Consider the following 25,686-nt stretch of genomic DNA (forward strand, 5'->3'; position numbering starts at 1 on the left):
ATAGCAGTATATATAAGCTTTTAACTGTATTATTTCGGAATTTTCTAATATAATAATGTCATACGGTTATCCTCATTAAAAATGGGGAAACTGACTGTTTTTTATGCAGTAAAAGGAGAGATATATGATGATTACATACGGTAATGCAAGAGAGACAATGCAGTTAATAAAAGAGCTTGTTTCTATTCCAAGTCCATCAGGGAATACGAAGCGTGTCATTGATTTTTGCGAGAACTATTTAAAGGAATCGAAGGTTGAAATGACAAGAAATCGGAAAGGCGGTCTTTTGATTACGATTCCGGGAAAAGATAATCAGAAGCATAGAATGCTTACAGCGCATGTTGACACTCTTGGTGCAATGGTAAAAGAGGTAAAAGCGAATGGAAGATTAAAGCTTACAATGATTGGCGGCTTTCGCTGGAATTCCGTGGAAGGCGAATATTGTGAAATAGAAACCTCAGCAGGGGATATATATACAGGAACTATTCTAATGCACCAGCAATCCGTACATGTCTATAAGGATGCGGGAAAAGCGGAAAGAAATGAAGAAAATATAGAAGTGCGTATTGATGAGAAAGTAATGAATGAACAAGAGGTACGTGCTCTGGGTATTGAAGAAGGAGATTTTGTATCTTTTAATCCACGAGTGGAAATTACGGATAGTGGATATATAAAGTCAAGACATTTAGACGATAAGGCGAGTACTGCCATCTTACTTCGTTTAATCCAATATATTCAAGAAAATAAATTGGAACTCCCTTACACAACTCACTTCCTTATTTCAAATAATGAGGAAATTGGGTATGGAGGAAACTCTAATATTACGCCCGAGACATTAGAATATCTAGCAGTAGATATGGGTGCTCTTGGAGACGGACAGACCTCCGATGAATATACAGTTTCAATTTGTGCAAAGGATTCAAGTGGCCCTTATCACTATGGTTTAAGAAAGCATTTGGTGAATCTGGCAAAAGCAAATGATATTGAATACAAGGTGGATATTTATCCTTTCTATGGTTCTGATGCTTCAGCAGCCATTCGTGCTGGTCATGATATTGTTCATGGATTAGTTGGACCGGGAATCGAGTCATCTCATGCATTTGAAAGAACACATGAGACCTCTATCGCAAATACGGAAAAATTATTATTTGCTTATGTGAATTCAGAAATGGTATCCATATAATCTTAAAAATCTTTAGAAGGTGTCCCTAATTTACAACTCTAGGGACACCTCTTTCAATTGGGGATGAGAAAGTGATAGGGATATCCGATTTTTTAGAAAAATGCAATGCTACTCTGGAACATTATAAGGAATCAAATTTAATAGAATTATTAACTCTCAAACTCTTGTCGGACCAATTTGAAAAGGAAAGAGTAGAAATACGCAATGATTTTTTAGTAAGGGGAATTTGTGTAAAAGAAGTTGATGAATTAATTGAAGAGCCATCTTATTATAAGATGGCATATATTCCAAACACGGCAAGATGGAATACTCTAATAATGGAGAAGGGCCAACTATCCCACCGGTTTCATCAAGCATTCCAAACGCTGGTTCCTTCTTATATAGAATGGGACATGGATGATTTTTCGCTTGCTAAAATCATAAACATTCTGGATTTTTATCCTTGGACAGATAAAACTCAAATGGAAAAAGAATCAGAAATACAACAATTAGAATATTGGATAAAAGAAAAAGACATCAGCATTCAGGAATTACCGATTTTCCATTATTATTCAAAATTTCTACTTTAAATATTACCAGCATTTTAGGTATGAATTAATATGGAGGGAGCAAAATGAAGGCTAGAGAAGCAGGGATTAAAATTGGTACATTACAAACAGGAACAAAGAATTGTATAACTGATGTGGAAGGGGTTCGCGTTGGACACATAACATTAAGGGAAGATATAAGCTTTGAAGAATGCATACGCACTGGTGTAACAGTAATCTTACCACATAGCGGGAATTTGTTTAAAGAAAAGGTTTCGGCTGCTTGCTATGTTGCGAATGGATTTGGAAAGACAACCGGTCTCGTCCAAGTGGAGGAACTGGGACTGATTGAATCCCCCATCGTATTAACAAATACATTTTGTGTGGGTAATGCTTGGAATGGTTCCCTGCAATATATGCTACATGAGAATCCAGAAATCGGTGATTCAACTAGCTCCATTAATATTGTAGTTGGGGAATGTAATGATAGTTATTTGAATTCCGCACGTATGCTCGCTGTGACCCCCAATCAAGTGATGGAAGCAATTAAAACTGCTTCAAACCACCAAGTCGCGGAAGGTGCAGTAGGTGCCGGGGCAGGAACCATGTGTTTTGGTTACAAAGGTGGTATTGGCTGCGCATCCCGACTCATTCCATTTTCTGATCAGAAGTCTTATACAGTAGGTGTTCTTGTCCAAAGTAATTTTGGTAAGAAAGATGAATTTTATTTTGATATAATCAAACAGGATGACAATATGGAACGTCCGGATGGATCCATCATGATGATTCTTGCGACAGATGCCCCCCTCTCAGATCGACAATTAAAACGTTTGTCCAAAAGATGTACAATTGGATTAGGAAGAATCGGCAGCTATATGCATCATGGCAGTGGTGATATTGTAATAGCATTTTCCAATGCCAATAAATATCCACATAATAACGTTGAGGAGAAAGAGCACTCCTCTGTATTAAGAGATGATCATTCCGTGATGAATATACTTTTTCAAGCAGCGGCAGAAGCTACAGAAGAAGCCATCTTAAATTCATTGCTGCAGGCTGAAACGACAACAGGAAGAAAGGGAAGGGTTGCAGAAAAACTGCCTTCTGTAATAATAGACGCGTTAAAAAAATAGACGGGTCATGGAGGTGAATAGGATGAAAATTAGAAAAACAGCTATTGTAAATCAGCAGGATAATATTTTTATATATGAAAATAAGAAAGATGATTATTTTGTCGTAGCCGTTCCGAGTATTGAGTGGTCAACGTATTTTACATATGATGATGAAAGACATATGCTTTTATCACGATGGGAAAATAGCTTGAAAGAGAAAATAAATGAAGTGCAGGCAAAAGAACTTTCATTAAAAATATTTGGGTGGACAAGGGAAATGTAATAAAAGATAATGGTAGTTATGGACAATTGTATTTTTTTCGAATCAAGGTATGAAAGGAACTTACACCATGAATTTAAAAGATGAGGTTTTATCACGTAGAACCTTCGCTATAATTTCGCATCCGGATGCGGGGAAAACAACATTAACAGAGCAATTACTATTGTTTGGTGGTGCAATCCGCGCGGCTGGAACAGTAAAAGGGAAGAAATCAGGGAAGTTTGCTACATCCGACTGGATGGAAATCGAAAAACAAAGAGGGATTTCAGTTACATCCTCGGTTATGCAATTTGAGTACGACGGATATCGCGTCAATATCTTGGATACACCTGGACATCAGGATTTTAGTGAGGATACTTATAGAACATTAATGGCTGTAGATAGTGCTGTAATGATTATAGATTCTGCAAAGGGAATTGAGGATCAAACGATTAAATTGTTTAAAGTATGCCGTATGAGGGGTATACCAATATTCACTTTTATTAATAAGCTTGACCGGCAAGGGAAGAGTCCATTAGAGCTTCTGGCTGAGCTAGAAGAGGTATTGGAAATCGAGTCGTACCCAATGAATTGGCCAATTGGGATGGGGAAGGAGTTCCTCGGAATTTATGATCGTCACTATAATCGAATCGAACAATTTCGTGTAGAAGATAGTGAAAGATTTATTCCGCTTAACGAAGACGGAGAAATAAGCGATGATTCCGTAAAGATGAAACAGTCAGGTCTGTATGAACAAGCACTGGAGGAGATCCTGCTATTAAATGAAGCAGGGAATGAATTTTCCCATGAGAGAATTGCAGATGGAACATTAACACCAGTCTTCTTTGGTAGTGCTTTAACCAACTTTGGGGTTCAAACCTTTTTAGAAACCTATTTGCAGTTTGCACCACCACCGCAACCTCGTAATTCAAACGAAGGACTTATTGATCCTACATCGAAAGAATTTTCAGGGTTTATCTTTAAAATCCAAGCAAATATGAACCCTGCACATCGTGATCGAATTGCCTTTTTACGTATATGCTCTGGGGAATTTGAACGGGGAATGAATGTTACTTTATCGAGAACTGGAAAACCTATTAAGCTTTCTCAATCCACTCAATTTTTAGCGGATGACAGAAGTACAGTAAACAATGCTGTAAGTGGAGATATAATTGGTATTTATGATACAGGAACCTATCAGATAGGAGATACCTTATCAGCTGGAAAGGGTAAGCTCCAATATGAGAAGCTGCCGCAATTTACTCCTGAATTATTCGTTAAGGTTTCAGCGAAAAATGTGATGAAGCAGAAGCATTTTCATAAAGGTGTGCTACAGCTAGTCCAAGAGGGAGCTATTCAATTGTATAAGACATACCGAATGGAAGATTATATTTTGGGAGCGGTTGGTCAATTGCAATTCGAGGTATTTGAGCATCGCATGAAAAATGAATATAATTCTGATGTTATTATGGAGTCCATCGGTTCCAAAATACCGCGTTGGATCGATGAAGCTCAAGTAGACGAATCGCTCTCCAGTTCACGAAGCATGCTTGTTAAAGACCGATTTGATAAACCACTATTTTTATTTGAAAATGATTTTGCTTTAAGATGGTTTCAGGATAAGCATCCTGAGATTAAGCTAAGTAATCCAATGGAATAATAACTTCGATAAACAGGTAAATACATTGCCTGTTTATTTTTTTTAAATGGAGAAAGAAGCATAAACTCCTGTTGGTATGGGCAAATTATGGATGATTAGTTCAATGTTGCGGAGGAAAAATATATGAGCTCAAAAGATGGAATTCCATTTGATTTTGCGGATTTTTGGATTTCTTATTTAAATGGACCAGAGGACCTTTATGATGATCTTAATGAAATGGACGAATATCCTATATCAAATGATAATGAACAAACAACTACATATAAAGGTTAAGAAATGAAGAAGGTTGAGCCTTTAGAGGCAATTTTATGGAGTATCGCACTGCCAGGCTTTGCACAGTTATTATCTGGGTCACTTGTTAAAGGAATTTTGTTCATTTTATTAGAGTTTCTTATTAACGTTAAAAGTAATTTTAATGAAGGGATTATGCTGAGTTTTTTAGGTGAAACTGTATTAGCCAGTGAAAAAATCAACTATCAATGGCTGATGTTCTATCCTTGTCTATATATGTATGCCATGTGGGATGCCTATAAAACGGCACAGGGAAAAGTAAAAAAATACAGTTACCTTCCTTTCGCATTTGGTGCCTATTTTGTAACAATTGGACTCATGTATTCGCCGCTAATCAAAATTCATCATTTTTTAATAGGACCTATTTTTCTTCCTATACTCTTTCTAATACCTGGCATAATAATTGGAAATATTATCGCAAGTATTCTGAAAAGGAATTCAAAATCTTCCACATGAAATATAGGGAAATTTATTTATTGCCAATCCATTTATTATTCGATACAATAATAAAAAATAATACTTTGACAATGTCAAAGGGGAGTAGCTTTGGATGTGAAAGCATCTAAACGAAGTCGTCATTACATGGAGCATTCCATCGGCTTTGTTGACATTACATATGTCTAGCAAGACCTTTGCCTATAAAGGGCAGAGGTCTTTTTTGCGTCCTTTATAGGGTTATTGTTGCAAGTAATAGGGAGGAAAAAATGTCAATGGATGCTTCATTATTGTTAGAGTATGGATGGGTGTTATTAGTGTTAGTAGGATTGGAAGGGATATTAGCTGCAGATAATGCAATAGTTATGGCTGTAATGGTGAAACACCTGCCTCAGGAAAAACAAAAGAAGGCACTCTTATATGGGCTTGCTGGAGCATTTCTGTTTCGATTTTCTGCATTATTTTTAATAACCTTCTTAGTAGATGTATGGCAAATACAAGCTATTGGTGCACTTTATTTATTGTATATTTCCATTCATCATTTAATAAAAAGGAAAAAAGATTTAAACAAAGAGCGTATTGAAGCAAAAGACAAAAAATCCTCGTTTTGGATGACTGTTTTAAAAGTAGAAATTGCCGATATAGCTTTTGCTATTGATTCGATGCTTGCATCCGTAGCTCTTGCGATAACATTGAAACCTGCCGGCTGGTTTCGTATTGGCGGAATAGATGGGGGACAATTTTTGGTCATGCTGCTTGGGGGGATAATTGGATTGATCATCATTCGTTTTGCAGCAAATGCTTTTGTAAAACTTCTGAAAAAATATCCAAGCTTGGAAACAGCTGCATTCCTTATAGTAGGCTGGGTTGGTATAAAGCTTGCTATTCTAACACTTTCACATGAAAAATTAGGATTATTGGATGCACATTTTCCTGAGTCATTTACATGGAAAATTATTTTTTGGCTAGTTTTAATCATGATTATGTTTACCGGATATGTATCCGCCAGAAAAAACAACCCTGGAATGAATCAAGGTATGTAATAATTTGTCTAAAAAAAGTTTTTTATATTACCCACAAAAAACAGAAAAGATTGTCGTACATTTATATTGATTGAAATATTTTTGTAATTTCATAGATAAAGAATCTATTTCTCCATCCATGGTATAATAGTAGGATGGGGTGAAAACAATGCTAAATTTGCTGTTAAAGGAAAAAAATAAATCACTTGAAGAAACAGTCGTTTCCATACAAAAAGGTGATGAAGCAGCATTGCAAGATCTGCTTTTAAAATATAAGCCTTTTATTAAGAAAACGGTTTCTTCTGTATGCAAGCAATATATAGATGATAGTGATGATGAGTTTAGCATTGGTCTAATTGCATTTCATGAAGCAATAATGAAGTACGATCACGATAGAGGTGCTTCTTTACTGGCATTTGCAGAAGTAATTATCAAAAGAAAAGTAATTGATTATATAAGAAGTAATTCTAAATATAAAGAGATAAGTATGCAGCTAGGCACCAATGATAACGATACAAATGGCACAGTACAATTAATAGAGGATAATATATCCATTGAAGAATTTAATATAAAAAGGGATGAGGAAAAAAGAAGAGAGGAAATTTTACGTTTTCAAGAATTATTGAAAATGTATAAGCTCTCCTTTAATGATTTAATTAAGCATTCCCCGAAGCATGAAGATGCAAGAATCAATGCTTTCATTGCCGCAAAAGTAATAGTGGAAGACCAAGAACTCTTACAACAATTACAAGAAAATAAGAAACTGCCAATGAAATTGTTGGAAAAAAAAGTAATTGTAAGTCGAAAAACATTAGAACGGAACCGTAAATATATAATAGCCGTTGCTTTAATTTTAGCAGGAGATTTCCTGTATTTGCAGGAGTATCTAAAAGGAAGGGTAGAAGGATGATAAAAGGAGTCATACTTGATATTAAGAAGAAATACTTGGTCATGCTAACTCCTGATGGAGATTTTGTAAAAGGCATGAAACCTCACGATAATTATGAGATAGGTGATGAAATAGCCTTTGATCCTTATCAAAAAAAATTCCCTTTCCCACAAATTTCAGTTCCTGCTAAAATAAGTAGCTTAGCTATAGTTAGTTTGTTTATTATCAGTGCATTACTCTTGAATTTATTTCACCAAGATAAAGCGTATGCTTATGTTTCCATTGATGATGCAAATCAGAGTGTGGAGCTGGTTCTAAATAAAAATTTGCAGGTAATTGGCACAAAAGCATTAAATCAAGATGGCCAAAAGGTATTATCAAAGGTAAAAGTGGAAGGAAAACAAAACTTTGAGGATATTGCCAAAAAAGTTATACTTCAAAGTAAATCGCTGGGATATATAGATAAAAATGCAAATGTCGTTATTACATCTGTAATAAAAAGTGAAAATAAAGAAAATGTACAGCTAAAGAAAAAAGTCCAAGGCCTAGCTCCGGTGGCCAAAAGTATACATGCTGGCTTTAAAGTGGTACATGCTTCGATGAACGAAAGAGAGAGTGCATTAAAAAGCGGTAAATCCACTGGTAAATATTTGATTGATAAAGAATTAAAAAAGGATAAAAGGGCAAAACAATCGAATCAAGATCGGGAGCATGTCCAATCGGAACTAACCAACTTAGAAAAAGAAAAAATGCACCCTTCTGAAAAACATGGAATCCATACCCAAAAAAGCAATAAGAGACTGGATAAAGCCAAACCAATCAAAAAATTTCATAAGCAAAAGCATATCGAGAAGAAAAAAGAGCATGCGGTGAAGGTTTTTCAAAGGAAGGAATGGAATCAACAAAAGTGGCTCCAATTTCACGACAAAGACAAATTAAAAAATTGGCATCAAAATAGAAAACTCCTTAAAATGCAAGAGCATCATCATGATCATCATCGTAAAAATAATAAAGAAAACAAAAGGAAAGGAAAATAAAATGATATTTTCCTTTCCTTTTTTTATTATTTATGAAACCCAGATAATTCGGATTGTGCTTGTTTTACTAAGCGTTTTGTGATTTCTCCACCAACAGAACCGTTCGCTCTTGAAACGGTATCTGATCCAAGATTAACACCAAATTCCTGCGCAATTTCGAATTTTATTTGATCTAAATATTGTTCCACACCAGGAACCAATAGCTTATTACTGCTTCTAGTCATGAATCTTTCTCCCTTCAAATGTATAAATATTGTTGCTGTGTAGTAATAGTATGAATTAAAAATGAAGAAACATAAGTGGTAAAATGTTGAACATCAAACAACAATTATATAGAGATTATTTGATAAAATTCATGACCTATGGAAAACATATCAATGAAATATCTATATTGGCGAAAAGGGGAATTAAGAAATGGTAAAAAGAAAAGCTGAACGAGATGCAGCGTTAAAAAATAATAAAACACCAATAAAGAATCTTGCTGAATCAGAATTTGCTACTGAATATTCGAGTGGAGAAGAAGCAGCCAAACATGCAAATCGGAATTCAAAAAAAGGAAGGCAAGGCAAGGAGAATGAGTGAGCGGGAACAAAATACTACTTTTAGTGAAGAGCTTGGCTCAGAATTAGGTGATATTAATGCGACTAAATTTTTGGAGTTAAGCCAAGCTGCGAAAAAGGATGATAAAAAGCAGGATAATAAAAAAAGAAACAATAATGCCAAATAGGCATTATTGTTTCTGAACTGGAAAAATGGAGGACTTTCCTGTATTAGGATCGAAATATGCGAGCAAATAAGATGATTTTTCCTTTATCTGTTTTGACTGTAAATAGTCCGTACTTTCAAATGGAACCTCTTCTAATATTGTATGCTTTATTAAATCTTTCTCAGAAAGCGATAACTTTAGAAATGTAAGACCTAAATGTTCCGGATTTTCCTTTATAAATTCAAAGACCGCTGTATTTTCTTCTTTGCTAATATTTTTCTCCCACCACGATTTTCTAGGCTTATAACGGTGCTGCTTCAAATAATCATATTTCATAAGCCCTTCTACCATTTTTATATGCTTAGAATGCTTGCTTCGAAGAAATTGACTTAGTCTTTTAAATAAATCCTCCAGTTGATGTCCAATTCGACTCCAGCCTTGTTCATCCCAATATGTGCCGAACTCTTGGAAAAAGTCAAAAGGTGTATCGAATACATGTGTAACCAAATATTCGATCGTTTCGTCCATTCGGTGATCATTCCAGTATTTTTCCAAAACATCCTCAACCTGTTTGATTTTGACAACATCATGAAAGGACAGGACATTATTACCAAGAACTTCATATGGAGCATTATCCATATAAATGTAATCATGCTCTTTTGCCCGTAATCTGACCCCGGTACCTCTTAGCATTTTTAAAAATCCTAGTTGTAATTCTTCTGGACGAAGGGCAAAAACATCATTAAATGTCTTTCTGAAGGAGTGATAATCCTCTTCAGGTAAACCGGCAATAAGATCAAGATGCTGATCAATTTTAGCACCTTCTTTTACCATCGTCACGGTTCTTGATAGTTTTTCGAAATTCTGTCTTCTCTTTACAAGCTCGTTTGTTAGATCATTTGTTGATTGGACTCCAATTTCGAATCGAAACAAACCTTTCGGAGCATTTTCATTTAAAAAGTTAATTACCTCAGGTCTCATAATATCGCCAGTAATTTCAAATTGAAAAACAGTTCCTGGTCTATGTTCATCTATTAAAAATTGAAACATTTCCATGGCATAGCTGCGACTTATATTAAAGGTACGATCTACAAATTTTATCGTCCTTGCTCCATGGTCCATTAAAAAACGAATATCTTCTTTTATTCTTTCACGGTTAAAGTAACGAACTCCTACTTCAATAGAGGATAGGCAAAATTGACAGTTGAATGGACAGCCCCTGCTTGTTTCTATATATATAACTCTCTTGGATAGATGCTGCACATCCTCTTCAAAATGAAAAGGGGAAGGGAGTTGCTTTAAATCAATCTTATTACGTGCAGGTGTAATAACTGGTTTTCCATCCTTCATGAAAGAAATACCTTGTACATTTTCAAAGTTCCTTGAGCCTTCTAGCTCCTGAAGCAGATGTTTAAAGGTTTCTTCTCCTTCACCAACTACAATGTAATCAACCTCCGGTAATTGTTTCAGCCAATAGGTAAAATCATACGTTACTTCAGGACCACCAAGCACAATAACTAATTCCGGCATAATTTTTTTGATAACTTTTATTACTTGAATAGTTTCTTCTATATTCCAAATATAACAGCTAAATCCCAATACATCCGGTCTTTTGGAGAATAAATCTGATACAATATTCATTACCGGATCCTTAATTGTATATTCTGCTAATTTTAAGTTAAATTCAGGAGCTGCATATGCTTTTAAATAGCGAATCGCTAAATTAGTATGAATATATTTGGCGTTTAATGTACTGACAACAACATTCATTATGTTTAACTCTCTTTCTTTCAAAATCGGTGCAATACTACTTTAATCAATTTATTTTAACCCAACTATAGATAAACCTCAATGTCTGTCCATTTTTTATCAATGGAGTCTTGCTTATCGAAACTTATTATTAATTCTAATATAATTAAATTTTGGGGTATTTTAATAAAAATAAGGATGTAAATCGGGATTTAAATGAAAATAATTGCAAAGTTAAAGAAAAGTGCCCTTAAAAATAATAAAATACGCAGGAATTTTTGCGAAGGCACCGAAAATAAAGAATATGTCCAAAAATTTTGTAAAAATTTATAAATTTATATAGAAATTTTATATCGGATGTAAGAATAAATAGGAGAGAGTGTGAATGGAAATTAGCGATGAAAAAATGACAAGTGGTGAGGGGACGTACGCGAAGCAAAAACACTTTCATTTCGAGCAAAGTGACGCGCTATATAGAAGCCTTTTTGAAGAAGCGATAGATGGGATGATTCTTTGGAACCGCGAATATGAAATAGTCGATGTAAATCCTGTTGCCGCGATGATTTTAAACTCTTATAGAGAGGATATTATCGGGAAAAATATTCGGGCTCTTTTCGATGGAAGGATAAAGGATGAGGTAGAAAGTCATTTAGAGGAGTTAGAAAAAATGGGGACAACAGATTCCATGGTTTCTATTCCTGCTGTAAATGGAAATAAGTATTTCGAAATTAGTTCAAAAGGGAATGTGACCTCTAATTTAAGTTTAACCGTTATTCGGAATGTAACTGAAAAAATTGCCCTGCAGGAGCAGCTGCAAAAATCCGATACTCTTAGTGTAGTGGGGGAACTTGCTGCAGGGATTGCCCACGAAATTCGAAATCCAATGACCGCATTAAAAGGATTCATTCAATTATTGGAAATGAGTATGAAAGAAGATCATTCCATGTATTTTAAGGTAATTATGTCTGAATTAAAAAGAATAGAATCAACCATTACAGAGTTTTTGATCCTTGCTAAGCCTCAGGCAATTCAATTTAAAAATTCAGATATGAGGACGGTAATGAATGAAACGCTGGAGCTTCTGAATGGCCAAGCATTAATGAATAATATCCAGTTTAAAATCGAATATGATGAACAGCTTCCACAAAGCTTTTGTGAGCCAAATCAAATGAAGCAGGTCTTCATTAATATTATTAAAAATGCCATGGAAGTAATGCCTACCGGCGGATTTATAACGGTAAAAATTAATAATATCCCAAGTGAATTTATACATATTGTAATCGAAGACGAGGGTGAAGGGATTCCCGAAAACAAAATAAAGCGGCTTGGAGAACCATTTTATACTACGAAGGAACGCGGAACAGGACTCGGACTAATGGTAAGCTATAAAATTATTAAAGAACATAAAGGCAAAATAGAAGTAGAAAGCAAGGTTGGAGTAGGAACAAAATTTCATCTATATATTCCTGTTAAAAAGAAATAGCAGACCGCTAAGTGTTTATCCCAATTGTGCAAACATTTTCTTCAAATTGTAAAGGGGATGCTCGATGGTGTCAGTCACCATTTTGAGCATCCCTCTTGTTTTATTCAATATTCTTGATTTCTTTCCACTCCAAATATTGAAACAGATCCTTATCTATTTGCGAAAAGATAAACGCAATCACGGCTGCGTCATCAAAATAGCCAACTCCAAAAAAAATCGGGAATGTATATCAATAGATGAAACAAAATATATTAAACCGACAATTAGCATAATGATTATTTTATATGGAACATTCCGATATTCTCCTGTAACCCATGATTTCAACCATTGTATCAGCAATGATAACTTTCTCCATACATTCCCTAATGTCAGTTTGTGGTTCAGGGCTTTTCTTTCAGAGCGTGAGAGTAGGAATTTTGTTTTATTTGGTTCATTCATATATTTTTTCGCTTCTTTGAAAAATAGCTTGTATGCAATTCTTCCAAATAGTTTTTTAAATAGCATTCTTTTACCAACTGATAATAATTTCTTTTATTGATTAGAATAGAGAATGTCGAATTACTCTGTTTTTGTCGAAAGCACAGGTGAACAATGTTGAAATTAGCAACTATTTTAGAAGTTTTGTCTAATATTGCGAATCTATTTACTTTTTCGTCAATACCTGCGATAATTCTCAAGGTAATAAATATTTCGGATATTGAACAATATTGGAATTGAAGGAGATAGTAATTGTGTATAGTGATACGGTAATTGAAAACAGCTATTTATATCAGATTCAAAAAAAGCGCGAGGAAATGATTGATCTTGGAAAATGCTATGGTTTGACGGACAAAAAAACAGTCGCCTGCAGCCAGCAATTGGATGAGCTTCTAAATAAATATCAATACCTCATGCAAGAAGGAAATAATCAAGGCTCTAACGGTATTGTAAAAGAAATGTCTTTTATTTTGTATTGCAAGTCAGGTCAATCCATTTCACGCAGGCAATTAAAAAGAATGCTCTAATATATAAATATAAAATGATGGTTTATGTATTCTCATCTATTGAAAATCCTCAAATGGTAAAGTATTCATATAGAATAGTGCCTCTCTTGTAATAGCTTCCATACCGCCATCAATTTTTTCCAAATACATTAAAAAGGTTAGCTTTATTAAAAATAGAGTTAACCTTTCATTATTTTTTTAGTAGAAAATTCTTAGCCCTTGCCTCAAATTATCGTTTTAAAATTTAATACTCCATATAAAAGAATATAATCTACCCTAAATTTTGTGTCTAATAAGTATTTAATTGACAATTATTGCTAAAGTCCTTATAATATCAATAATTTTATGTATTGATGAAAAGGAAATGATTATTATGGAGAAAGATGAACAAGAAGCCTTAAAATTATTTATTGTATTATCCCGAGCTTTCCGCATTATAAATGAATATTCTAATCAATTTATTCAAAATTGCGGCCTACACCCAACAGAATTTGCAGTTTTAGAGCTGTTATATCATAAAGGAGAACAGCCATTACAACAAATTGGGGAGAAGATCCTTTTGGCGAGTGGAAGTATCACTTATGTAGTTGACAAATTAGAGAAAAGAGGACTTCTATATCGGGTGTCCTGTCCTGAAGATCGGCGCGTGACTTTTGCACATATTTCGGAGAAAGGAAAAGAACTAATAGATGCTATTTTTCCGGAACATCAGCGTCGTATTGTAAACATAATGTCCGTCTTAACCCCTGAGGAAAAGGAAACTGCCATCAAGTTGTTAAAGAATATTGGTTATCATACAAAAACACTAATCTAGACAGCATCTTTTTCAAAGGTGCTTTTTAATTTTGCAATTAATAGAGGACTTTTTTTTCATAATGTCGAATAGTATGAGAGTATTCTATTATCAAGGGGTGTTATGACATGAGATTCGAAGATTATAAATATGAAAGACCGAATATTGAAGAAGTGGAAGCGGCTTTTAAAGCGGAGCTTGAAAAGTTTGAAAATGCCGCAAGCAGCGAAGAGCAAAGTGAATCGATGAACCGTATTAATAAAATTAGAAACAGCCTTGGCACAATGTTTAATCTTTGTTCCATCCGTCATACAGTCGATACAAACGATGAATTTTATAAGACAGAAAATGATTATATGGATGAAATTGCTCCTGTTGTAGAGGGATTTATTTCAAAATATTATCAAGCATTAGTATCGTCTAAATTCCGTCCAGAGCTCGAGGAAAAATGGGGAACTCAGCTATTTGCATTAGCGGAAGCACAATTGAAAACATTTTCTCCAGAAATCATTCCACTATTGCAAAAAGAAAACAAGCTTTCTTCCGAATATACAAAGCTTGTAGCTTCCGCAAAAATTATGTTCGAAGGAGAAGAAAGAACACTAGCACAATTGCAGCCTTTTACGGAATCAAAAGACCGTGACATGCGTCGTAAAGCAAATGATGCAAGATTTGGCTTCTTCGCAGAGCATGAGGAAGAGTTTGATAATATATACGATCAATTAGTAAAGGTCCGAGATGAAATTGCCAAGAAACTAGGTTATAAAAACTTTGTTGAACTTGGTTATTATCGTATGGCGCGTACGGATTATAATGCGGAAATGGTTGCTAAGTTCCGTGAACAAGTGAAAGACTATATCGTTCCGCTAGCAACTAAGCTAAGAAAGCGTCAACAAGAACGAATTGGAGTTGATGCGCTTAAATTCTATGATGAAGGCTTTGAGTATACATCCGGAAACGCTACACCGAAGGGATCTCCTGAATGGATTATTGAAAATGGCAAGAAAATGTATGCAGAGCTATCTCCTGAAACAGATGAATTTTTTTCTTTTATGAATGAAAAGAATCTGATGGATCTTGTTGCGAAAAAAGGAAAAGCTGGTGGTGGATATTGTACATATATCGAAAATTATCAATCGCCGTTTATTTTCTCTAACTTTAACGGAACATCCGGAGATATCGATGTATTAACTCATGAAGCGGGACATGCGTTCCAAGTATATTCTAGCCGTTCGTATGAAATTCCTGAGTATAATTGGCCAACCTATGAAGCGTGTGAAATTCATTCCATGAGTATGGAATTCTTTACATGGCCATGGATGGAACTTTTCTTTAAAGAAGACACAGAGAAGTATAAATTCTCTCATTTAAGCAGCGCACTTCAATTTTTACCGTACGGTGTTGCAGTGGATGAATTCCAGCATTTCGTATATGAAAATCCAAGTGCGACACCAGCAGAAAGAAAACAAGCATGGAAGGAAATTGAAGAGAAATATTTGCCGCATCGTGATTACGATGACAATGATTATTTAAATCGTGGTGGCTTCTGGCAAAGACAAGGTCATATTTACAATTCTCCATTCTACTATATAGATTATACTTTGGCACAAATCTGTGCATTCCAATTCTGGAAAAAGTCACAGGAAAATCATGAAGAAGCATGGAAGGATTATCTACATTTATGTAAACAAGGTGGAAGCAAATCCTTTACTGGTCTTGTGGCAGAGGCAAATCTTATTTCTCCATTCGAAGATGGATGTGTAGAGTCCGTAGTGGATACGATTCAAAGCTGGCTTGATAAAGTGGATGATAAAAAATTATAAAAAGCAAACCCACCCGTTCGTACGGGTGGGTTTTTAGACATTTTATAGTGGATGGTGATAGTGCTAAACCTCTGATTTTGTGCCGTTTTACAAGGTTTTCGTGCCGTTCATCACCTTTTTCATGCTCTATAAAGAAGAGTTCGTGCTGTTCATTTCAATCACATGGAATCCTACTTAGCCATTACTGAAATTGTATCTTCCTTCACGACAGCCATTAATGCTTTTTGATCTGGATGATCCAGGATGAAATCAGTAATACCATCTTCAAGCTGTTCTTGGATAACTCTGCGTAATGGTCTTGCACCGAACGCAGGATGATAGCCCAATTCCGCTAGCTTTTCTTTTACCTCATTGGTAACTTCAAATGTAATTTGTTGTTCTGCTAAAGTTTCTTGAAGCTCCGCTAGCATTAAATCAACTATTTTTAATAGATGTTCGTTTTGTAAAGACTTAAATTCAATAATACTGTCGAATCGGTTAAGGAACTCCGGTTTAAAGAAGCTTCCTAATGATTCGAGGATACTTGCTTCCTTCACGGCATTATTATTGCCAAATCCTACATGAATTGGTTTTACACCTACACCAGCATTGCTTGTCATAATGATTACAGTATCTTTAAAGCTTACAGTTCTACCTTGGCTGTCTGTTAAACGGCCGTCTTCTAAAATCTGCAAGAACATATGCTGTACATCTGGATGCGCTTTTTCAATCTCATCTAGTAGGATGATGCTATATGGGTTGCGGCGTACTTTTTCCGTTAATTGACCCGCTTCCTCATGGCCAACATATCCTGGAGGTGAACCAATTAATTTTGAAACGCTGTGTTTCTCCATATATTCACTCATATCCAGACGAATCATCGCTTCCTTAGTACCAAACAATTCCTGCGCAAGAGTTTTGGTTAATTCTGTTTTACCAACACCTGTTGGACCGACAAAAAGGAAGGAACCGATAGGGCGGTTTTTAGATTTAAGTCCTGCACGGCTGCGGCGAATTGCTTTTGCAACCTTTTTAACGGCTTCCTCTTGTCCTATTACCTTACCTGCAAGCTGTTCTTCAAGATTTTTCATTTTTTCTTGTTCATTTACTTGTAGTTTCCCTACAGGGATTCCTGTTTTCTTTTCGATAATATCTTGGATATGTGAGGCTTCCACAACAGGTTTTTCCACCGTTGTGTTAGATGTTAATTGTGCATCTAATTTTGCTTCTTCATCTCGTAATCTGGCAGCTTCCTCATAGTTTTCATTTTCTAGAGCCTTTTGCTTTTGATGTTGAATTTCATTTAAACGTGCATGAATATCTTCTTTATTCATTGTTTCAATGGTTAAGTTTAATTTTGAACCAGCTTCATCCATTAAATCAATCGCCTTGTCAGGCAAATGACGGTCTTGAATATAACGGCTGGATAACTGAACACATGCATGAATTGCATCATCGGTAAAAGTAACTTGATGATATTGTTCATATTTTGTTTTCAATCCATTCAATATATGAATCGTTTCTTCTAAAGTTGGCTCGTTTACTTGAACAGGCTGGAATCTTCTCTCTAATGCTGCATCCTTTTCAATTTGACGGTATTCTTTTAAAGTAGTAGCTCCAATAACTTGAAGCTCACCCCGGGCAAGAGCTGGTTTCAGGATGTTTCCAGCATCCATAGAGCCTTCGGCAGAGCCTGCTCCTACTAATAGATGAATTTCATCTATAAAGAGCAAGATATTCTTTCTTCTTTGAAGCTCGCCAATAAGCTGCTTCATTCTTTCCTCAAATTGACCGCGAATTCCGGTGTTCGCAACTAAAGATGCCACATCTAATAAATAAACCTTTTTATTTTTCAATTTTGCAGGTACATTATTTTCTGCAATTTTTAATGCTAATCCTTCCGCAATGGCGGTTTTACCTACACCAGGTTCACCAATGAGGACAGGATTGTTTTTGTTTCGGCGATTTAGAATTTCAATGACCCTTTTTATCTCTTTATCACGACCAATTACCGGATCAATTAATCCTGCATTCGCCATATCGGTGAGATTACGGCCAAATTGATCTAAAAAGCCACCACCATTTTGCTGTGCAGTCTTTGGTTGGCTATCCAATTGCTTCCCATCTTGCGCAAATCCCTTAAATAAATCATCTATAGATCCTAATCCGCCAAGTCCATTCATCATAGGTGAACCTCCAAATGAACTGCCGATTTTCGTTTTTTCTTGTTGATAACATGATGCACATAGGTACATATTTTGTTCTTTACCATTAATATTTACATGAAGCTGAATATTAGATTGGTTTTGATTACATTTTTGACATAACATTTAAATCATTCCTCCTCAAAGCAAGAAATGCATGTATTTTGATGTTGACTAACTTTGACCAATCGAATTTAAAGAAAAAGGATTTTTTATTATAAACCCTTTCTTGAATGAAAACATATATTACAAGGTATTTTTGACTAATTTTGACCTTGTGTGATTAGTATACATCCATAAAATTAGTTTGTAAACTATTTTTGACTATTTCTGACTAAAAGTTTTTTCCAAAGTGCAACTCATACTTTTTTACTTTTTCAGTCTTATTTTGATTGCTTGTACATATTGTTTAATAATGCTGTTCTGTTGAAAGGAGATGCAATGTGAAAAAGTGGGTAGGTGCTTTTCAAGTTGCAGCAGTCTATGTAGGGACTGTTATTGGAGCAGGGTTTGCAACCGGGAAGGAAATTGTAGAATTTTTTACGAAGTACGGCTTTGTTGGTTTTTTAGCTATTTTATTGGCGGGCTATTTGTTTATTCTGTTAGGATCGAAGGTTATGGTTAAGGCAATAGATTTAAAAGCTAACTCTTATGAAGAGTTAAATGAATATTTATTTGGAAGCATTTTAGCAAAGATTATGAACATCTTTATGATGATTATGTTAATAGGTGTTTGTGCTGTCATGTTGTCAGGAGCAGGGGCAGTTTTTCAGCAGGAACTAGGTATAGCAAAATGGATTGGAGTATATTTTACCATTGGCTTGACTATTTTGGTGATGGCGGTTGGATCCAAAGGGATATTCGCAGTTAATACATTTGTTGTCCCTATCATGATCTTATTTAATTTTTTATTAATGACAACGTCTGTTACCCATTGGCAGTTTTTTGACCGACTAATTGAAATACCATCCAATCTAAATATTTGGAAGGTAGTAGTTTCACCTTTTTCTTATGCAGCCTTTAATTTGGCGCTTGCTCAAGCAGTCCTTGTTCCAATTGCCGGGGAGGTTAAAGATAAAAAAGTAGTTAAACTGGGAGGAATTATAGGAGGAATTCTTTTAACATTAATTTTAATATCTAGCCATTTTACACTTATAACACTTCCTAATGTGCAATTTTATGAAATTCCTATGGCTGCAATTGTGAAGAATTCCTTTATTGGAATCTATTTCATTTATGTATTAATTATTTTTGGAGAAATTTTCACATCATTGATTGGAAATATATACGGATTAGAAAAGCAATTCAGCAAATACTTTTCCATTCATAGAGTTTGGATTTTTACTATTATATTAATCATTATTTACTGCTTAAGTTATTTTCATTATGGGACCTTATTATCATATCTATATCCATTGTTTGGATATTTTAGTTTATTATTCATATTTTTACTTTGGATAAAGCCTTATAAAAAAGCGATAAAATAAGAGGAACCAAGGAAATGGCGTTGCCATTTCTTTGGTTCCTGCTTACGTTATCGTTTAGTAGTTGTTGCGATAATTTTGTAGTTTTTATGATTTACAACTGTCTTTTCTTCCAGTTCAAGATCGCGATAATTTTCCATATATGTTAAATCAACAATTACGGAATTTTCATTTACCTTTTCCACAATCCCCTGTAATCCATCTCTAAATTCAATGAGATTACCAACATCGGCTTTTTTCAACGCCATCTCCCCTATCTTAAAAGGTGATTTTATAATTTTCAATTTACTTAGTTAACAGTTTGCACCATATTTTAGAAAATTTCAAGATATTTTATTACAAAAGTATTACCTGCTAATATAAGAAAATTCGAAAACATGACAATTTTTGTTTTATTTGTTACATTTTATATAAAGTGAAATTTGACAGAAGGGGGAATTTATTTGAAGGAATACATAGAGAAATTAAAAGGAGAAATAGCGAAGGTTATTATCGGAAGAGATAAAGAGATTGATTTGATGATTGTCGCTTTATTACAAGGCGGCCATATTTTATTAGAAAGTGTTCCTGGAACAGGAAAAACAATGCTGGCAAAAGCTTTTGCCAATTGTTTAAATGTTGAATTTAAACGGATTCAATTTACACCGGATGTTTTACCAAGCGATGTAACAGGAATCCATTTTTTTAACCCGAAAACACAGGAATTTGAATTAAAAGCAGGTCCAATTATGACTAATATTTTACTCGCTGATGAAATTAACCGTGCCACTCCTAGAACTCAATCAAGCCTTTTGGAGGCCATGGAAGAAAGGCAAGTAACCATCGATGGGGAAACCTTATCGATTTTGGAGCCATTTATGGTAATTGCTACTCAGAATCCAGTAGAATCTCAACAAGGAACTTTCCCGCTTCCTGCAGCTCAGCTTGACCGCTTCTTCATGAAGATTTCCATTCACTTTCCATCATTTGAGGAAGAACGTGAAATACTTAGAAAACATATAGTGGGAAATCGGCTTGATCGGCTGACTTCGGTATTGGCCCCTGAACAATTGAAAGAATTGCATATGGAAGTGAAAGAGGTTCAAGTTCACGAAGATATTGAGAAATACATCCTATTAATTGCAAAAGAAACTCGGGAGCATCCGGACATTGAATTTGGTATGAGTCCGAGGGCAAGTTTGGCACTCCTCCGCGCCAGCCAGGGATATGCTTTTATCAATGGTAGGAATTTTGTTACGCCGGATGATGTGAAAGCAGTCGCGCCAAATATTATCCAACACAGGCTCCATGTCACAATAGAAGCGTCTTTAACAAAGACAGCGGAGGAAATATTGGCGGATATCCTTCAAAATGTTTCCACACCTGTGGAAATGGAGTATACAAAATGATTTGGGATAAAGAGATTATCCAAGAAAAAAGTGCTGTATTTCTTGGGCAATTAATGATCGTTTTAGCAGTCTTATCCTTTCTTTTCGGATCTGCCATGTTATTGTCTTTATTTATTTTTGGTTCTCTTATTACATTAGCTGATTATTTCTACTTAAAGTTTGTAGGAAATGGGTTAATTTTGCAAAATGACCGATCAACAGTCAGGTTAAATGTTCATGATATCGATGAATGGAAATTGTCTTTTGTGAATAAGGGGCTTCCTATTATAAAAGGGACAATTCGCATAGGTTTTACTAATAAGGTGGAACCGACCCAACATCCATTTATAGATCTCAGTTCCAAAGTGGAGGTAAGCATTCCTTTTAAAGCTTGGCGCAATGAACAAGTGGATATTAACATCCCTGTGAAAGCAATTAAAAGAGGAGTTTCTAGAATTCAAAGTATAGAGATTAAAATACCTCATTTGTTTGGAACGGGTGAGGTTATTTTGCAAAATAATAAAATGCTTGGAGGAAAAAAACTTATCTTTCCAGAGAGAAAATCGGTTAAAACCACTAATAAGGACTATTACTTCTTACAAGGAACTCAATATAATCAGACCTCTATTTATTTTGACCCATTACAGCCTATTGGAACGAGGGAGTATCAGTCGGGTGATCCTTTTCAATACATTCATTGGAAAGCTAGTGCCAGAACACAACAGCTGCAAACAAAGGTATTTTCAGCAATAGGTGCAAAAACGTGGCTGATGCTGATGAATGTGGAAGGAAATAATGCAGATTTGGAAACAAATATTAGTCACTGTGCATATCTCGTTGATTATGCAGTTAAAGAAAACATTCCATTTGCACTGGCAATAAATGTTACAACTTTTGGGGAATCGATGTATTACTTTTTAAATGAAGGTGAAGGAAGACAGCATCGACAAAGAGCATTTGACTTATTGACTTATTTATCCGTTGCTTCCTTTACAATTCCATATAAACTAATGCTAAAGAATATTTTTCAAAATGGCATATCTTATCCATATATCATTCATATTGGAAAAGTGGATTCATTCACTCATGCAACACTTTTAAGCTTTTCGAAAAAAGGATCTATGGTTTTTTCCGTCAAATCGTTTGAAGACCAAGGGGCAATGGAATTATGGAATTAAAATCAAAGCTAACCGGAAAAGTTAATTCTCTGAAAATTTTTGAAGTACAAAGGAAGTTTTTAAGTGAAGCAATTATCTTTTCTCTCCTTCAATACGCCATTTCCTTTCCTAATGGAAAATCAATAAGCTGGACACTACTAGCGATTTTGTTTTTGGTGTCGTTTGCTACATTACTCTTTTCCAATGGCCACATTGAACGATTCACTAGTGCATATTATTGTAGTGCGATTCCTATAATCATTGTTGGTACTTGGTTAAGTCATTTGGTATTCTTCGAGGGTATCTTACTATTTCTCTTTTCTTTCTGGAGACTTAAAGTTTTGTATACGGAAGATGGTTATGAAGACGCGGATGAATTTTTAAGCAGAAGGTTATTAGCAACTATTCTTATATTTGTTTCCATGTATTTTATTGGATATATTACAGGTGGAAAAACAAGATACTTACTTATACTATTTCCGCTACTCCAATTGTTACTATATTCATATGGAACATTTTTTAAAAGATATGTGGAAAGTACACATCCACCGAAAAAAGCATTTTTTAGTTTTGGTGTTTTACTATTCATCATACCCATTATCATTACTACAGTAGTTTCATCTATAGCCAGTCTCATTAAAGGTGGATTATCCTTTGTTATCAATAAAATATTCTTGCTTCTTGTTAATCTTTTAAGCCCTGTAATCAATTTACTTATTTCATACTTTGATAAAGGTAATGCAAAATGGGAAAAGCGCTTACAGGATGTATCGGAGAAACTAGCAGAGCGAGGGGTACCGGAAGATAAACAAGGAGAGATTTTGCAAAAAGTACAAACTGACCACTACAATATGTATATCGTGTTAGGGATAATCATTGTTGCTTCTATCATTATTTGGATTATTTTACACAGGTATAAAATAAAGCTCAATAGTGTGGAAGAGAGAAATGAGCAGCCTCGGAGAATTTCCTCTAAGATTTTAGAAGAGGTAGGTAGGAAAGAGGAAAATTACACCAACTACTATTCAAAATCCAGGCAGCAAATTCGTAAATATGTTCTTGATTTAGAGCGTCTTTCCAAAAAACTACATGTTGAAAGACATGGATCCGAATCTGTTAGAAATTGGCTCAATCGCTTAGATATCCAAGCGACTGAAAAATGGATTTCCATATATGAACATGTACGCTATGGTTCCATCAATGCTTCACATCAAGATGTACAGTATTTTGGAGCAGAATGGAACGAAATAAAAAACCAAATCATAAAGATCCATCAAAAGTAATATTTTTTGCCAAATGTATTTCATAACATATAGGGAGCAGGAAATATTAACCTCAGATGATATATTTGAATTTTCACCTTGTAGAATGATATCATTTTAAACGTGTTCAATATATTTCAATTAGTGAAACAAAGCTGAGAGAAAATTAGATGAATACAGAATCTTCCTTTTAAGTGCTGTTCAAAGTTAAATGATTGACGAATCGTACTTTGTGGATTATTTTTATAAGAAGTAGACACTTTAATTTATTAATGTAAAGGAGAAATTTAAATGGTAGAAAAACAATTTAAAGTAATTGCAGATACAGGAATTCATGCTCGTCCAGCAACATTACTGGTACAAACAGCAAGTAAGTTTGATTCAGATATCCAACTTGGATACAACGGTAAACAAGTAAATCTTAAATCCATTATGGGTGTAATGTCTTTAGGTATCGGTAAAGATGCTCAAATAAGCATCAGTGCGAATGGAAGCGATGAACAAGATGCATTGAATGCCCTTGAAGATTTAATGAAAAAAGAAGGTTTAGGCGAATAATGTCAACCATTTTAAAAGGAATTGCGGCTTCAAATGGTATTGCGATTGCAAAAGCATATCGACTAGTAGAGCCTGATTTGTCCTTTTCAAAGAAAACAATTGAAGAGGCAGATCAGGAAGTTGCCCGCTTCCAAGCAGCCATGGCCGCTGCAAAATCGGAATTAGAAGTAATTCGCGAGCGTGCCGGTGCTGAACTAGGAGCGGATAAAGCCGCTATATTTGATGCACACCTTCTAGTATTAAGTGATCCTGAGCTTATAACACCGATTGAAGACAATATTAAAACGAATAAAATTAATGCTGAAAGCTCATTAAAAGAAACAACTGATATGTTCATTACGATGTTTGAACAAATGGATAATGAATATATGAGAGAACGCGCAGCAGATATTCGTGACGTAACGAAGCGTGTTCTTTCCCATTTATTAGGGGTGAAAATTCCTAATCCAAGCATGATTTCAGAGGAAGTTATTGTAGTTGCGGAGGATTTAACACCTTCTGATACCGCTCAATTAAATCGTAATTTTGTAAAGGGATTTACAACAAACATTGGCGGACGCACTTCTCACTCTGCAATTATGGCAAGATCCCTGGAAATTCCAGCGGTAGTTGGTACAAAATCTGCTACAGAGGAAATTCAAAATGGGGACTTCCTTATTGTAGATGGTCTTAATGGAGAAGTACATATTAATCCAACCCCAGAAATTATAAATCAGTACAAGGAAGAACAAGAAAACTTCGAAAAGCAAAAGGCCGAATGGGCCAAGCTAATGAACGAAAAAACAGTTTCAATGGATGGACATCATGTAGAATTAGCTGCAAATATCGGTACTCCAAATGATTTGAAAGGTGTACTAGATAATGGCGGAGAGGCAATCGGACTTTATCGTACGGAATTCCTATATATGGGTAGAGATCAGCTTCCTACTGAAGAGGAACAGTTTGAAGCTTATAAAGCTGTTTTAGAGGGAATGAATGGAAAAACTGTTGTTGTACGTACTCTAGACATTGGTGGAGATAAAAAACTGCCATATTTAAATCTTCCTGAAGAGATGAACCCGTTTCTAGGTTTCCGGGCGATAAGACTTTGCCTTGAGGAGCAAGACATATTCCGTACACAGCTGCGTGCACTGCTACGTGCCAGTGTATATGGAAACTTAAAAATCATGTTCCCAATGATTTCAACGTTAAATGAGTTCCGTCAAGCCAAGCAGATATTATTAGAAGAAAAAGACAACTTAAACAATAGCGGTATTGCTATTGCTGATAATATTGAGCTTGGAATTATGGTGGAAATTCCATCAACAGCTGTTATGGCAGATCAATTTGCGAAGGAAGTTGATTTCTTCAGTATTGGAACAAATGATTTGATTCAATACACAATGGCTGCTGACCGTATGAATGAACGTGTTTCTTATTTATATCAACCATACAATCCTGCCATTTTGCGTTTAGTGAAAATGGTGATTGATGCGTCTCATAAAGAAGGAAAATGGACAGGCATGTGTGGAGAAATGGCTGGAGATGAATTGGCAATTCCAATCTTGCTTGGTTTAGGTCTTGATGAATTTTCAATGAGTGCTTCTTCTATTTTAAAAGCAAGAGCCCAAATCAAAAAACTAAACAAGGCAGAGATGGAAAAGCTTGCAGAGCAAGTACTTCATCTGCAAACAACAGAAGAAGTTATAGAAGCTGTAAAAAAAGCAACGATTTAGTCACAAAC

Annotated in this window: 27 protein-coding genes and 1 riboswitch; of the genes, 22 read left to right on the top strand and 5 right to left on the bottom strand. The window is 35.1% G+C overall.

What is annotated here, in order from left to right; all coding sequences use genetic code 11:
- The first annotated feature begins 127 nt into the window (after positions 1 to 127).
- The 10 genes from KHA87_RS03260 (at position 128) to KHA87_RS03305 (ending at position 8,415) form a co-directional block, all read left to right on the top strand.
- Complete coding sequence (locus KHA87_RS03260; RefSeq protein ID WP_213094228.1) at positions 128 to 1,183, top strand: M42 family metallopeptidase; 1,056 nt, start codon at positions 128 to 130, stop codon at positions 1,181 to 1,183.
- A gap of 71 nt (positions 1,184 to 1,254) precedes the next feature.
- Positions 1,255 to 1,752 (top strand): type I restriction-modification system subunit M N-terminal domain-containing protein, encoded by a 498-nt coding sequence (locus KHA87_RS03265; protein ID WP_213092672.1) that lies wholly within the window; start codon positions 1,255 to 1,257, stop codon positions 1,750 to 1,752.
- A 44-nt stretch (positions 1,753 to 1,796) separates the two neighbouring features.
- A complete protein-coding gene (locus KHA87_RS03270; RefSeq protein WP_213092673.1) occupies positions 1,797 to 2,843 on the top strand; it encodes a DmpA family aminopeptidase in 1,047 nt (348 codons plus the stop codon).
- Between the two features lie 22 nt (positions 2,844 to 2,865).
- On the top strand, positions 2,866 to 3,105 hold the full coding sequence (locus KHA87_RS03275; RefSeq protein ID WP_213092674.1) for a YueH family protein: 240 nt from the start codon (positions 2,866 to 2,868) through the stop codon (positions 3,103 to 3,105).
- A gap of 67 nt (positions 3,106 to 3,172) precedes the next feature.
- Positions 3,173 to 4,741, top strand: a complete 1,569-nt coding sequence (locus tag KHA87_RS03280) for a peptide chain release factor 3 (RefSeq protein WP_213092675.1) — start codon at positions 3,173 to 3,175, stop codon at positions 4,739 to 4,741.
- A gap of 123 nt (positions 4,742 to 4,864) precedes the next feature.
- Positions 4,865 to 5,014: a hypothetical protein gene (locus tag KHA87_RS03285; protein ID WP_213092676.1), complete on the top strand. Its 150-nt coding sequence runs from the start codon at positions 4,865 to 4,867 to the stop codon at positions 5,012 to 5,014.
- A 3-nt stretch (positions 5,015 to 5,017) separates the two neighbouring features.
- Entirely contained in the window at positions 5,018 to 5,488 is a 471-nt protein-coding gene (locus KHA87_RS03290) for a hypothetical protein (RefSeq protein WP_213092677.1), read from the top strand.
- Between the two features lie 67 nt (positions 5,489 to 5,555).
- Positions 5,556 to 5,715: riboswitch (yybP-ykoY riboswitch) on the top strand.
- A 27-nt stretch (positions 5,716 to 5,742) separates the two neighbouring features.
- A complete protein-coding gene (locus KHA87_RS03295) occupies positions 5,743 to 6,510 on the top strand; it encodes a TerC family protein (protein ID WP_213094229.1) in 768 nt (255 codons plus the stop codon).
- A 139-nt stretch (positions 6,511 to 6,649) separates the two neighbouring features.
- Complete coding sequence (gene sigI, locus KHA87_RS03300) at positions 6,650 to 7,399, top strand: RNA polymerase sigma-I factor (RefSeq protein WP_349305550.1); 750 nt, start codon at positions 6,650 to 6,652, stop codon at positions 7,397 to 7,399.
- Positions 7,396 to 8,415: an anti-sigma-I factor RsgI family protein gene (locus tag KHA87_RS03305; RefSeq protein ID WP_213092679.1), complete on the top strand. Its 1,020-nt coding sequence runs from the start codon at positions 7,396 to 7,398 to the stop codon at positions 8,413 to 8,415. Before sigI ends, KHA87_RS03305 begins: the two co-directional genes overlap by 4 nt.
- A gap of 26 nt (positions 8,416 to 8,441) precedes the next feature.
- On the opposite strand, the gene KHA87_RS03310 is transcribed toward KHA87_RS03305, so the two are convergent.
- On the bottom strand, positions 8,442 to 8,639 hold the full coding sequence (locus KHA87_RS03310) for an alpha/beta-type small acid-soluble spore protein (RefSeq protein ID WP_213092680.1): 198 nt from the start codon (positions 8,637 to 8,639) through the stop codon (positions 8,442 to 8,444).
- Positions 8,640 to 8,829: 190 nt separating this feature from the next.
- Here KHA87_RS03310 and KHA87_RS03315 point away from each other — a divergent pair, with 190 nt between their 5' ends.
- On the top strand, positions 8,830 to 8,997 hold the full coding sequence (locus tag KHA87_RS03315) for a hypothetical protein (protein ID WP_213092681.1): 168 nt from the start codon (positions 8,830 to 8,832) through the stop codon (positions 8,995 to 8,997).
- A complete protein-coding gene (locus KHA87_RS03320; protein WP_213092682.1) occupies positions 8,990 to 9,142 on the top strand; it encodes a hypothetical protein in 153 nt (50 codons plus the stop codon). The genes KHA87_RS03315 and KHA87_RS03320 overlap by 8 nt, the downstream gene beginning before the upstream one ends.
- Before the next feature lie 3 nt (positions 9,143 to 9,145).
- On the opposite strand, the gene KHA87_RS03325 is transcribed toward KHA87_RS03320, so the two are convergent.
- The gene (locus KHA87_RS03325; protein WP_213092683.1) at positions 9,146 to 10,891 is read right to left on the bottom strand and encodes a B12-binding domain-containing radical SAM protein; all 1,746 of its coding nucleotides are present in this window, start codon (positions 10,889 to 10,891) and stop codon (positions 9,146 to 9,148) included.
- Positions 10,892 to 11,255: 364 nt separating this feature from the next.
- Here KHA87_RS03325 and KHA87_RS03330 point away from each other — a divergent pair, with 364 nt between their 5' ends.
- Positions 11,256 to 12,353, top strand: coding sequence for an ATP-binding protein (locus KHA87_RS03330; RefSeq protein ID WP_213092684.1), 1,098 nt, complete (start codon positions 11,256 to 11,258; stop codon positions 12,351 to 12,353).
- Between the two features lie 177 nt (positions 12,354 to 12,530).
- Here KHA87_RS03330 and KHA87_RS03335 read toward each other — a convergent pair whose 3' ends face one another.
- The gene (locus KHA87_RS03335) at positions 12,531 to 12,857 is read right to left on the bottom strand and encodes a YkvA family protein (RefSeq protein WP_213092685.1); all 327 of its coding nucleotides are present in this window, start codon (positions 12,855 to 12,857) and stop codon (positions 12,531 to 12,533) included.
- Between the two features lie 227 nt (positions 12,858 to 13,084).
- On the opposite strand from KHA87_RS03335, the gene KHA87_RS03340 reads away from it, so the two are divergent.
- From KHA87_RS03340 to KHA87_RS03350, 3 genes are all read left to right on the top strand, one after another.
- Entirely contained in the window at positions 13,085 to 13,357 is a 273-nt protein-coding gene (locus tag KHA87_RS03340) for an aspartyl-phosphate phosphatase Spo0E family protein (RefSeq protein WP_349305551.1), read from the top strand.
- Positions 13,358 to 13,700: 343 nt separating this feature from the next.
- Positions 13,701 to 14,150 carry a MarR family winged helix-turn-helix transcriptional regulator gene (locus KHA87_RS03345; protein ID WP_213092686.1) on the top strand — a complete coding sequence of 150 codons (450 nt, stop codon included), beginning with the start codon at positions 13,701 to 13,703 and terminating at the stop codon, positions 14,148 to 14,150.
- Between the two features lie 107 nt (positions 14,151 to 14,257).
- Positions 14,258 to 15,952, top strand: a complete 1,695-nt coding sequence (locus KHA87_RS03350; RefSeq protein WP_213092687.1) for a M3 family oligoendopeptidase — start codon at positions 14,258 to 14,260, stop codon at positions 15,950 to 15,952.
- A gap of 170 nt (positions 15,953 to 16,122) precedes the next feature.
- On the opposite strand, the gene KHA87_RS03355 is transcribed toward KHA87_RS03350, so the two are convergent.
- Positions 16,123 to 18,261, bottom strand: a complete 2,139-nt coding sequence (locus tag KHA87_RS03355; RefSeq protein WP_213092688.1) for an ATP-dependent Clp protease ATP-binding subunit — start codon at positions 18,259 to 18,261, stop codon at positions 16,123 to 16,125.
- 317 nt (positions 18,262 to 18,578) lie between these two features.
- Between KHA87_RS03355 and KHA87_RS03360 the strand changes: the two genes are divergently transcribed.
- Positions 18,579 to 19,622 carry a YkvI family membrane protein gene (locus KHA87_RS03360; protein WP_213092689.1) on the top strand — a complete coding sequence of 348 codons (1,044 nt, stop codon included), beginning with the start codon at positions 18,579 to 18,581 and terminating at the stop codon, positions 19,620 to 19,622.
- Positions 19,623 to 19,669: 47 nt separating this feature from the next.
- On the opposite strand, the gene KHA87_RS03365 is transcribed toward KHA87_RS03360, so the two are convergent.
- Positions 19,670 to 19,861, bottom strand: coding sequence for a YkvS family protein (locus KHA87_RS03365; protein WP_213094231.1), 192 nt, complete (start codon positions 19,859 to 19,861; stop codon positions 19,670 to 19,672).
- Positions 19,862 to 20,056: 195 nt separating this feature from the next.
- Between KHA87_RS03365 and KHA87_RS03370 the strand changes: the two genes are divergently transcribed.
- The 5 genes from KHA87_RS03370 (at position 20,057) to ptsP (ending at position 25,678) form a co-directional block, all read left to right on the top strand.
- Positions 20,057 to 21,007, top strand: coding sequence for an AAA family ATPase (locus KHA87_RS03370; RefSeq protein WP_349305576.1), 951 nt, complete (start codon positions 20,057 to 20,059; stop codon positions 21,005 to 21,007).
- Positions 21,004 to 22,164, top strand: coding sequence for a DUF58 domain-containing protein (locus tag KHA87_RS03375; RefSeq protein ID WP_213092690.1), 1,161 nt, complete (start codon positions 21,004 to 21,006; stop codon positions 22,162 to 22,164). Before KHA87_RS03370 ends, KHA87_RS03375 begins: the two co-directional genes overlap by 4 nt.
- Complete coding sequence (locus tag KHA87_RS03380; RefSeq protein WP_213092691.1) at positions 22,155 to 23,426, top strand: hypothetical protein; 1,272 nt, start codon at positions 22,155 to 22,157, stop codon at positions 23,424 to 23,426. Before KHA87_RS03375 ends, KHA87_RS03380 begins: the two co-directional genes overlap by 10 nt.
- 270 nt (positions 23,427 to 23,696) lie before the next feature.
- Positions 23,697 to 23,963: a phosphocarrier protein HPr gene (locus KHA87_RS03385; RefSeq protein WP_213092692.1), complete on the top strand. Its 267-nt coding sequence runs from the start codon at positions 23,697 to 23,699 to the stop codon at positions 23,961 to 23,963.
- Positions 23,963 to 25,678 carry a phosphoenolpyruvate--protein phosphotransferase gene (ptsP, locus tag KHA87_RS03390; protein WP_213092693.1) on the top strand — a complete coding sequence of 572 codons (1,716 nt, stop codon included), beginning with the start codon at positions 23,963 to 23,965 and terminating at the stop codon, positions 25,676 to 25,678. Before KHA87_RS03385 ends, ptsP begins: the two co-directional genes overlap by 1 nt.
- Positions 25,679 to 25,686: the final 8 nt, after the last annotated feature.

The organism is Bacillus sp. FJAT-49736 (assembly GCF_018343615.1).
GTDB lineage: Bacteria > Bacillota > Bacilli > Bacillales > Bacillaceae_C > Margalitia.

Bases quoted from the DNA above. Each gene is read 5' to 3' on its own strand.
- KHA87_RS03260 (WP_213094228.1), top strand. From the start codon at position 128: ATGATTACATACGGTAATGCAAGAGAGACAATGCAGTTAATAAAAGAG.
- KHA87_RS03270 (WP_213092673.1), top strand. From the start codon at position 1,797: ATGAAGGCTAGAGAAGCAGGGATTAAAATTGGTACATTACAAACAGGA.
- KHA87_RS03275 (WP_213092674.1), top strand. From the start codon at position 2,866: ATGAAAATTAGAAAAACAGCTATTGTAAATCAGCAGGATAATATTTTT.
- KHA87_RS03280 (WP_213092675.1), top strand. From the start codon at position 3,173: ATGAATTTAAAAGATGAGGTTTTATCACGTAGAACCTTCGCTATAATT.
- KHA87_RS03285 (WP_213092676.1), top strand. From the start codon at position 4,865: ATGAGCTCAAAAGATGGAATTCCATTTGATTTTGCGGATTTTTGGATT.
- KHA87_RS03290 (WP_213092677.1), top strand. From the start codon at position 5,018: ATGAAGAAGGTTGAGCCTTTAGAGGCAATTTTATGGAGTATCGCACTG.
- KHA87_RS03295 (WP_213094229.1), top strand. From the start codon at position 5,743: ATGGATGCTTCATTATTGTTAGAGTATGGATGGGTGTTATTAGTGTTA.
- KHA87_RS03305 (WP_213092679.1), top strand. From the start codon at position 7,396: ATGATAAAAGGAGTCATACTTGATATTAAGAAGAAATACTTGGTCATG.
- KHA87_RS03310 (WP_213092680.1), bottom strand. From the start codon at position 8,639: ATGACTAGAAGCAGTAATAAGCTATTGGTTCCTGGTGTGGAACAATAT.
- KHA87_RS03315 (WP_213092681.1), top strand. From the start codon at position 8,830: ATGGTAAAAAGAAAAGCTGAACGAGATGCAGCGTTAAAAAATAATAAA.
- KHA87_RS03320 (WP_213092682.1), top strand. From the start codon at position 8,990: ATGAGTGAGCGGGAACAAAATACTACTTTTAGTGAAGAGCTTGGCTCA.
- KHA87_RS03325 (WP_213092683.1), bottom strand. From the start codon at position 10,891: ATGAATGTTGTTGTCAGTACATTAAACGCCAAATATATTCATACTAAT.
- KHA87_RS03330 (WP_213092684.1), top strand. From the start codon at position 11,256: ATGGAAATTAGCGATGAAAAAATGACAAGTGGTGAGGGGACGTACGCG.
- KHA87_RS03335 (WP_213092685.1), bottom strand. From the start codon at position 12,857: ATGCTATTTAAAAAACTATTTGGAAGAATTGCATACAAGCTATTTTTC.
- KHA87_RS03345 (WP_213092686.1), top strand. From the start codon at position 13,701: ATGATTATTATGGAGAAAGATGAACAAGAAGCCTTAAAATTATTTATT.
- KHA87_RS03350 (WP_213092687.1), top strand. From the start codon at position 14,258: ATGAGATTCGAAGATTATAAATATGAAAGACCGAATATTGAAGAAGTG.
- KHA87_RS03355 (WP_213092688.1), bottom strand. From the start codon at position 18,261: ATGTTATGTCAAAAATGTAATCAAAACCAATCTAATATTCAGCTTCAT.
- KHA87_RS03375 (WP_213092690.1), top strand. From the start codon at position 21,004: ATGATTTGGGATAAAGAGATTATCCAAGAAAAAAGTGCTGTATTTCTT.
- KHA87_RS03380 (WP_213092691.1), top strand. From the start codon at position 22,155: ATGGAATTAAAATCAAAGCTAACCGGAAAAGTTAATTCTCTGAAAATT.
- KHA87_RS03385 (WP_213092692.1), top strand. From the start codon at position 23,697: ATGGTAGAAAAACAATTTAAAGTAATTGCAGATACAGGAATTCATGCT.
- ptsP (WP_213092693.1), top strand. From the start codon at position 23,963: ATGTCAACCATTTTAAAAGGAATTGCGGCTTCAAATGGTATTGCGATT.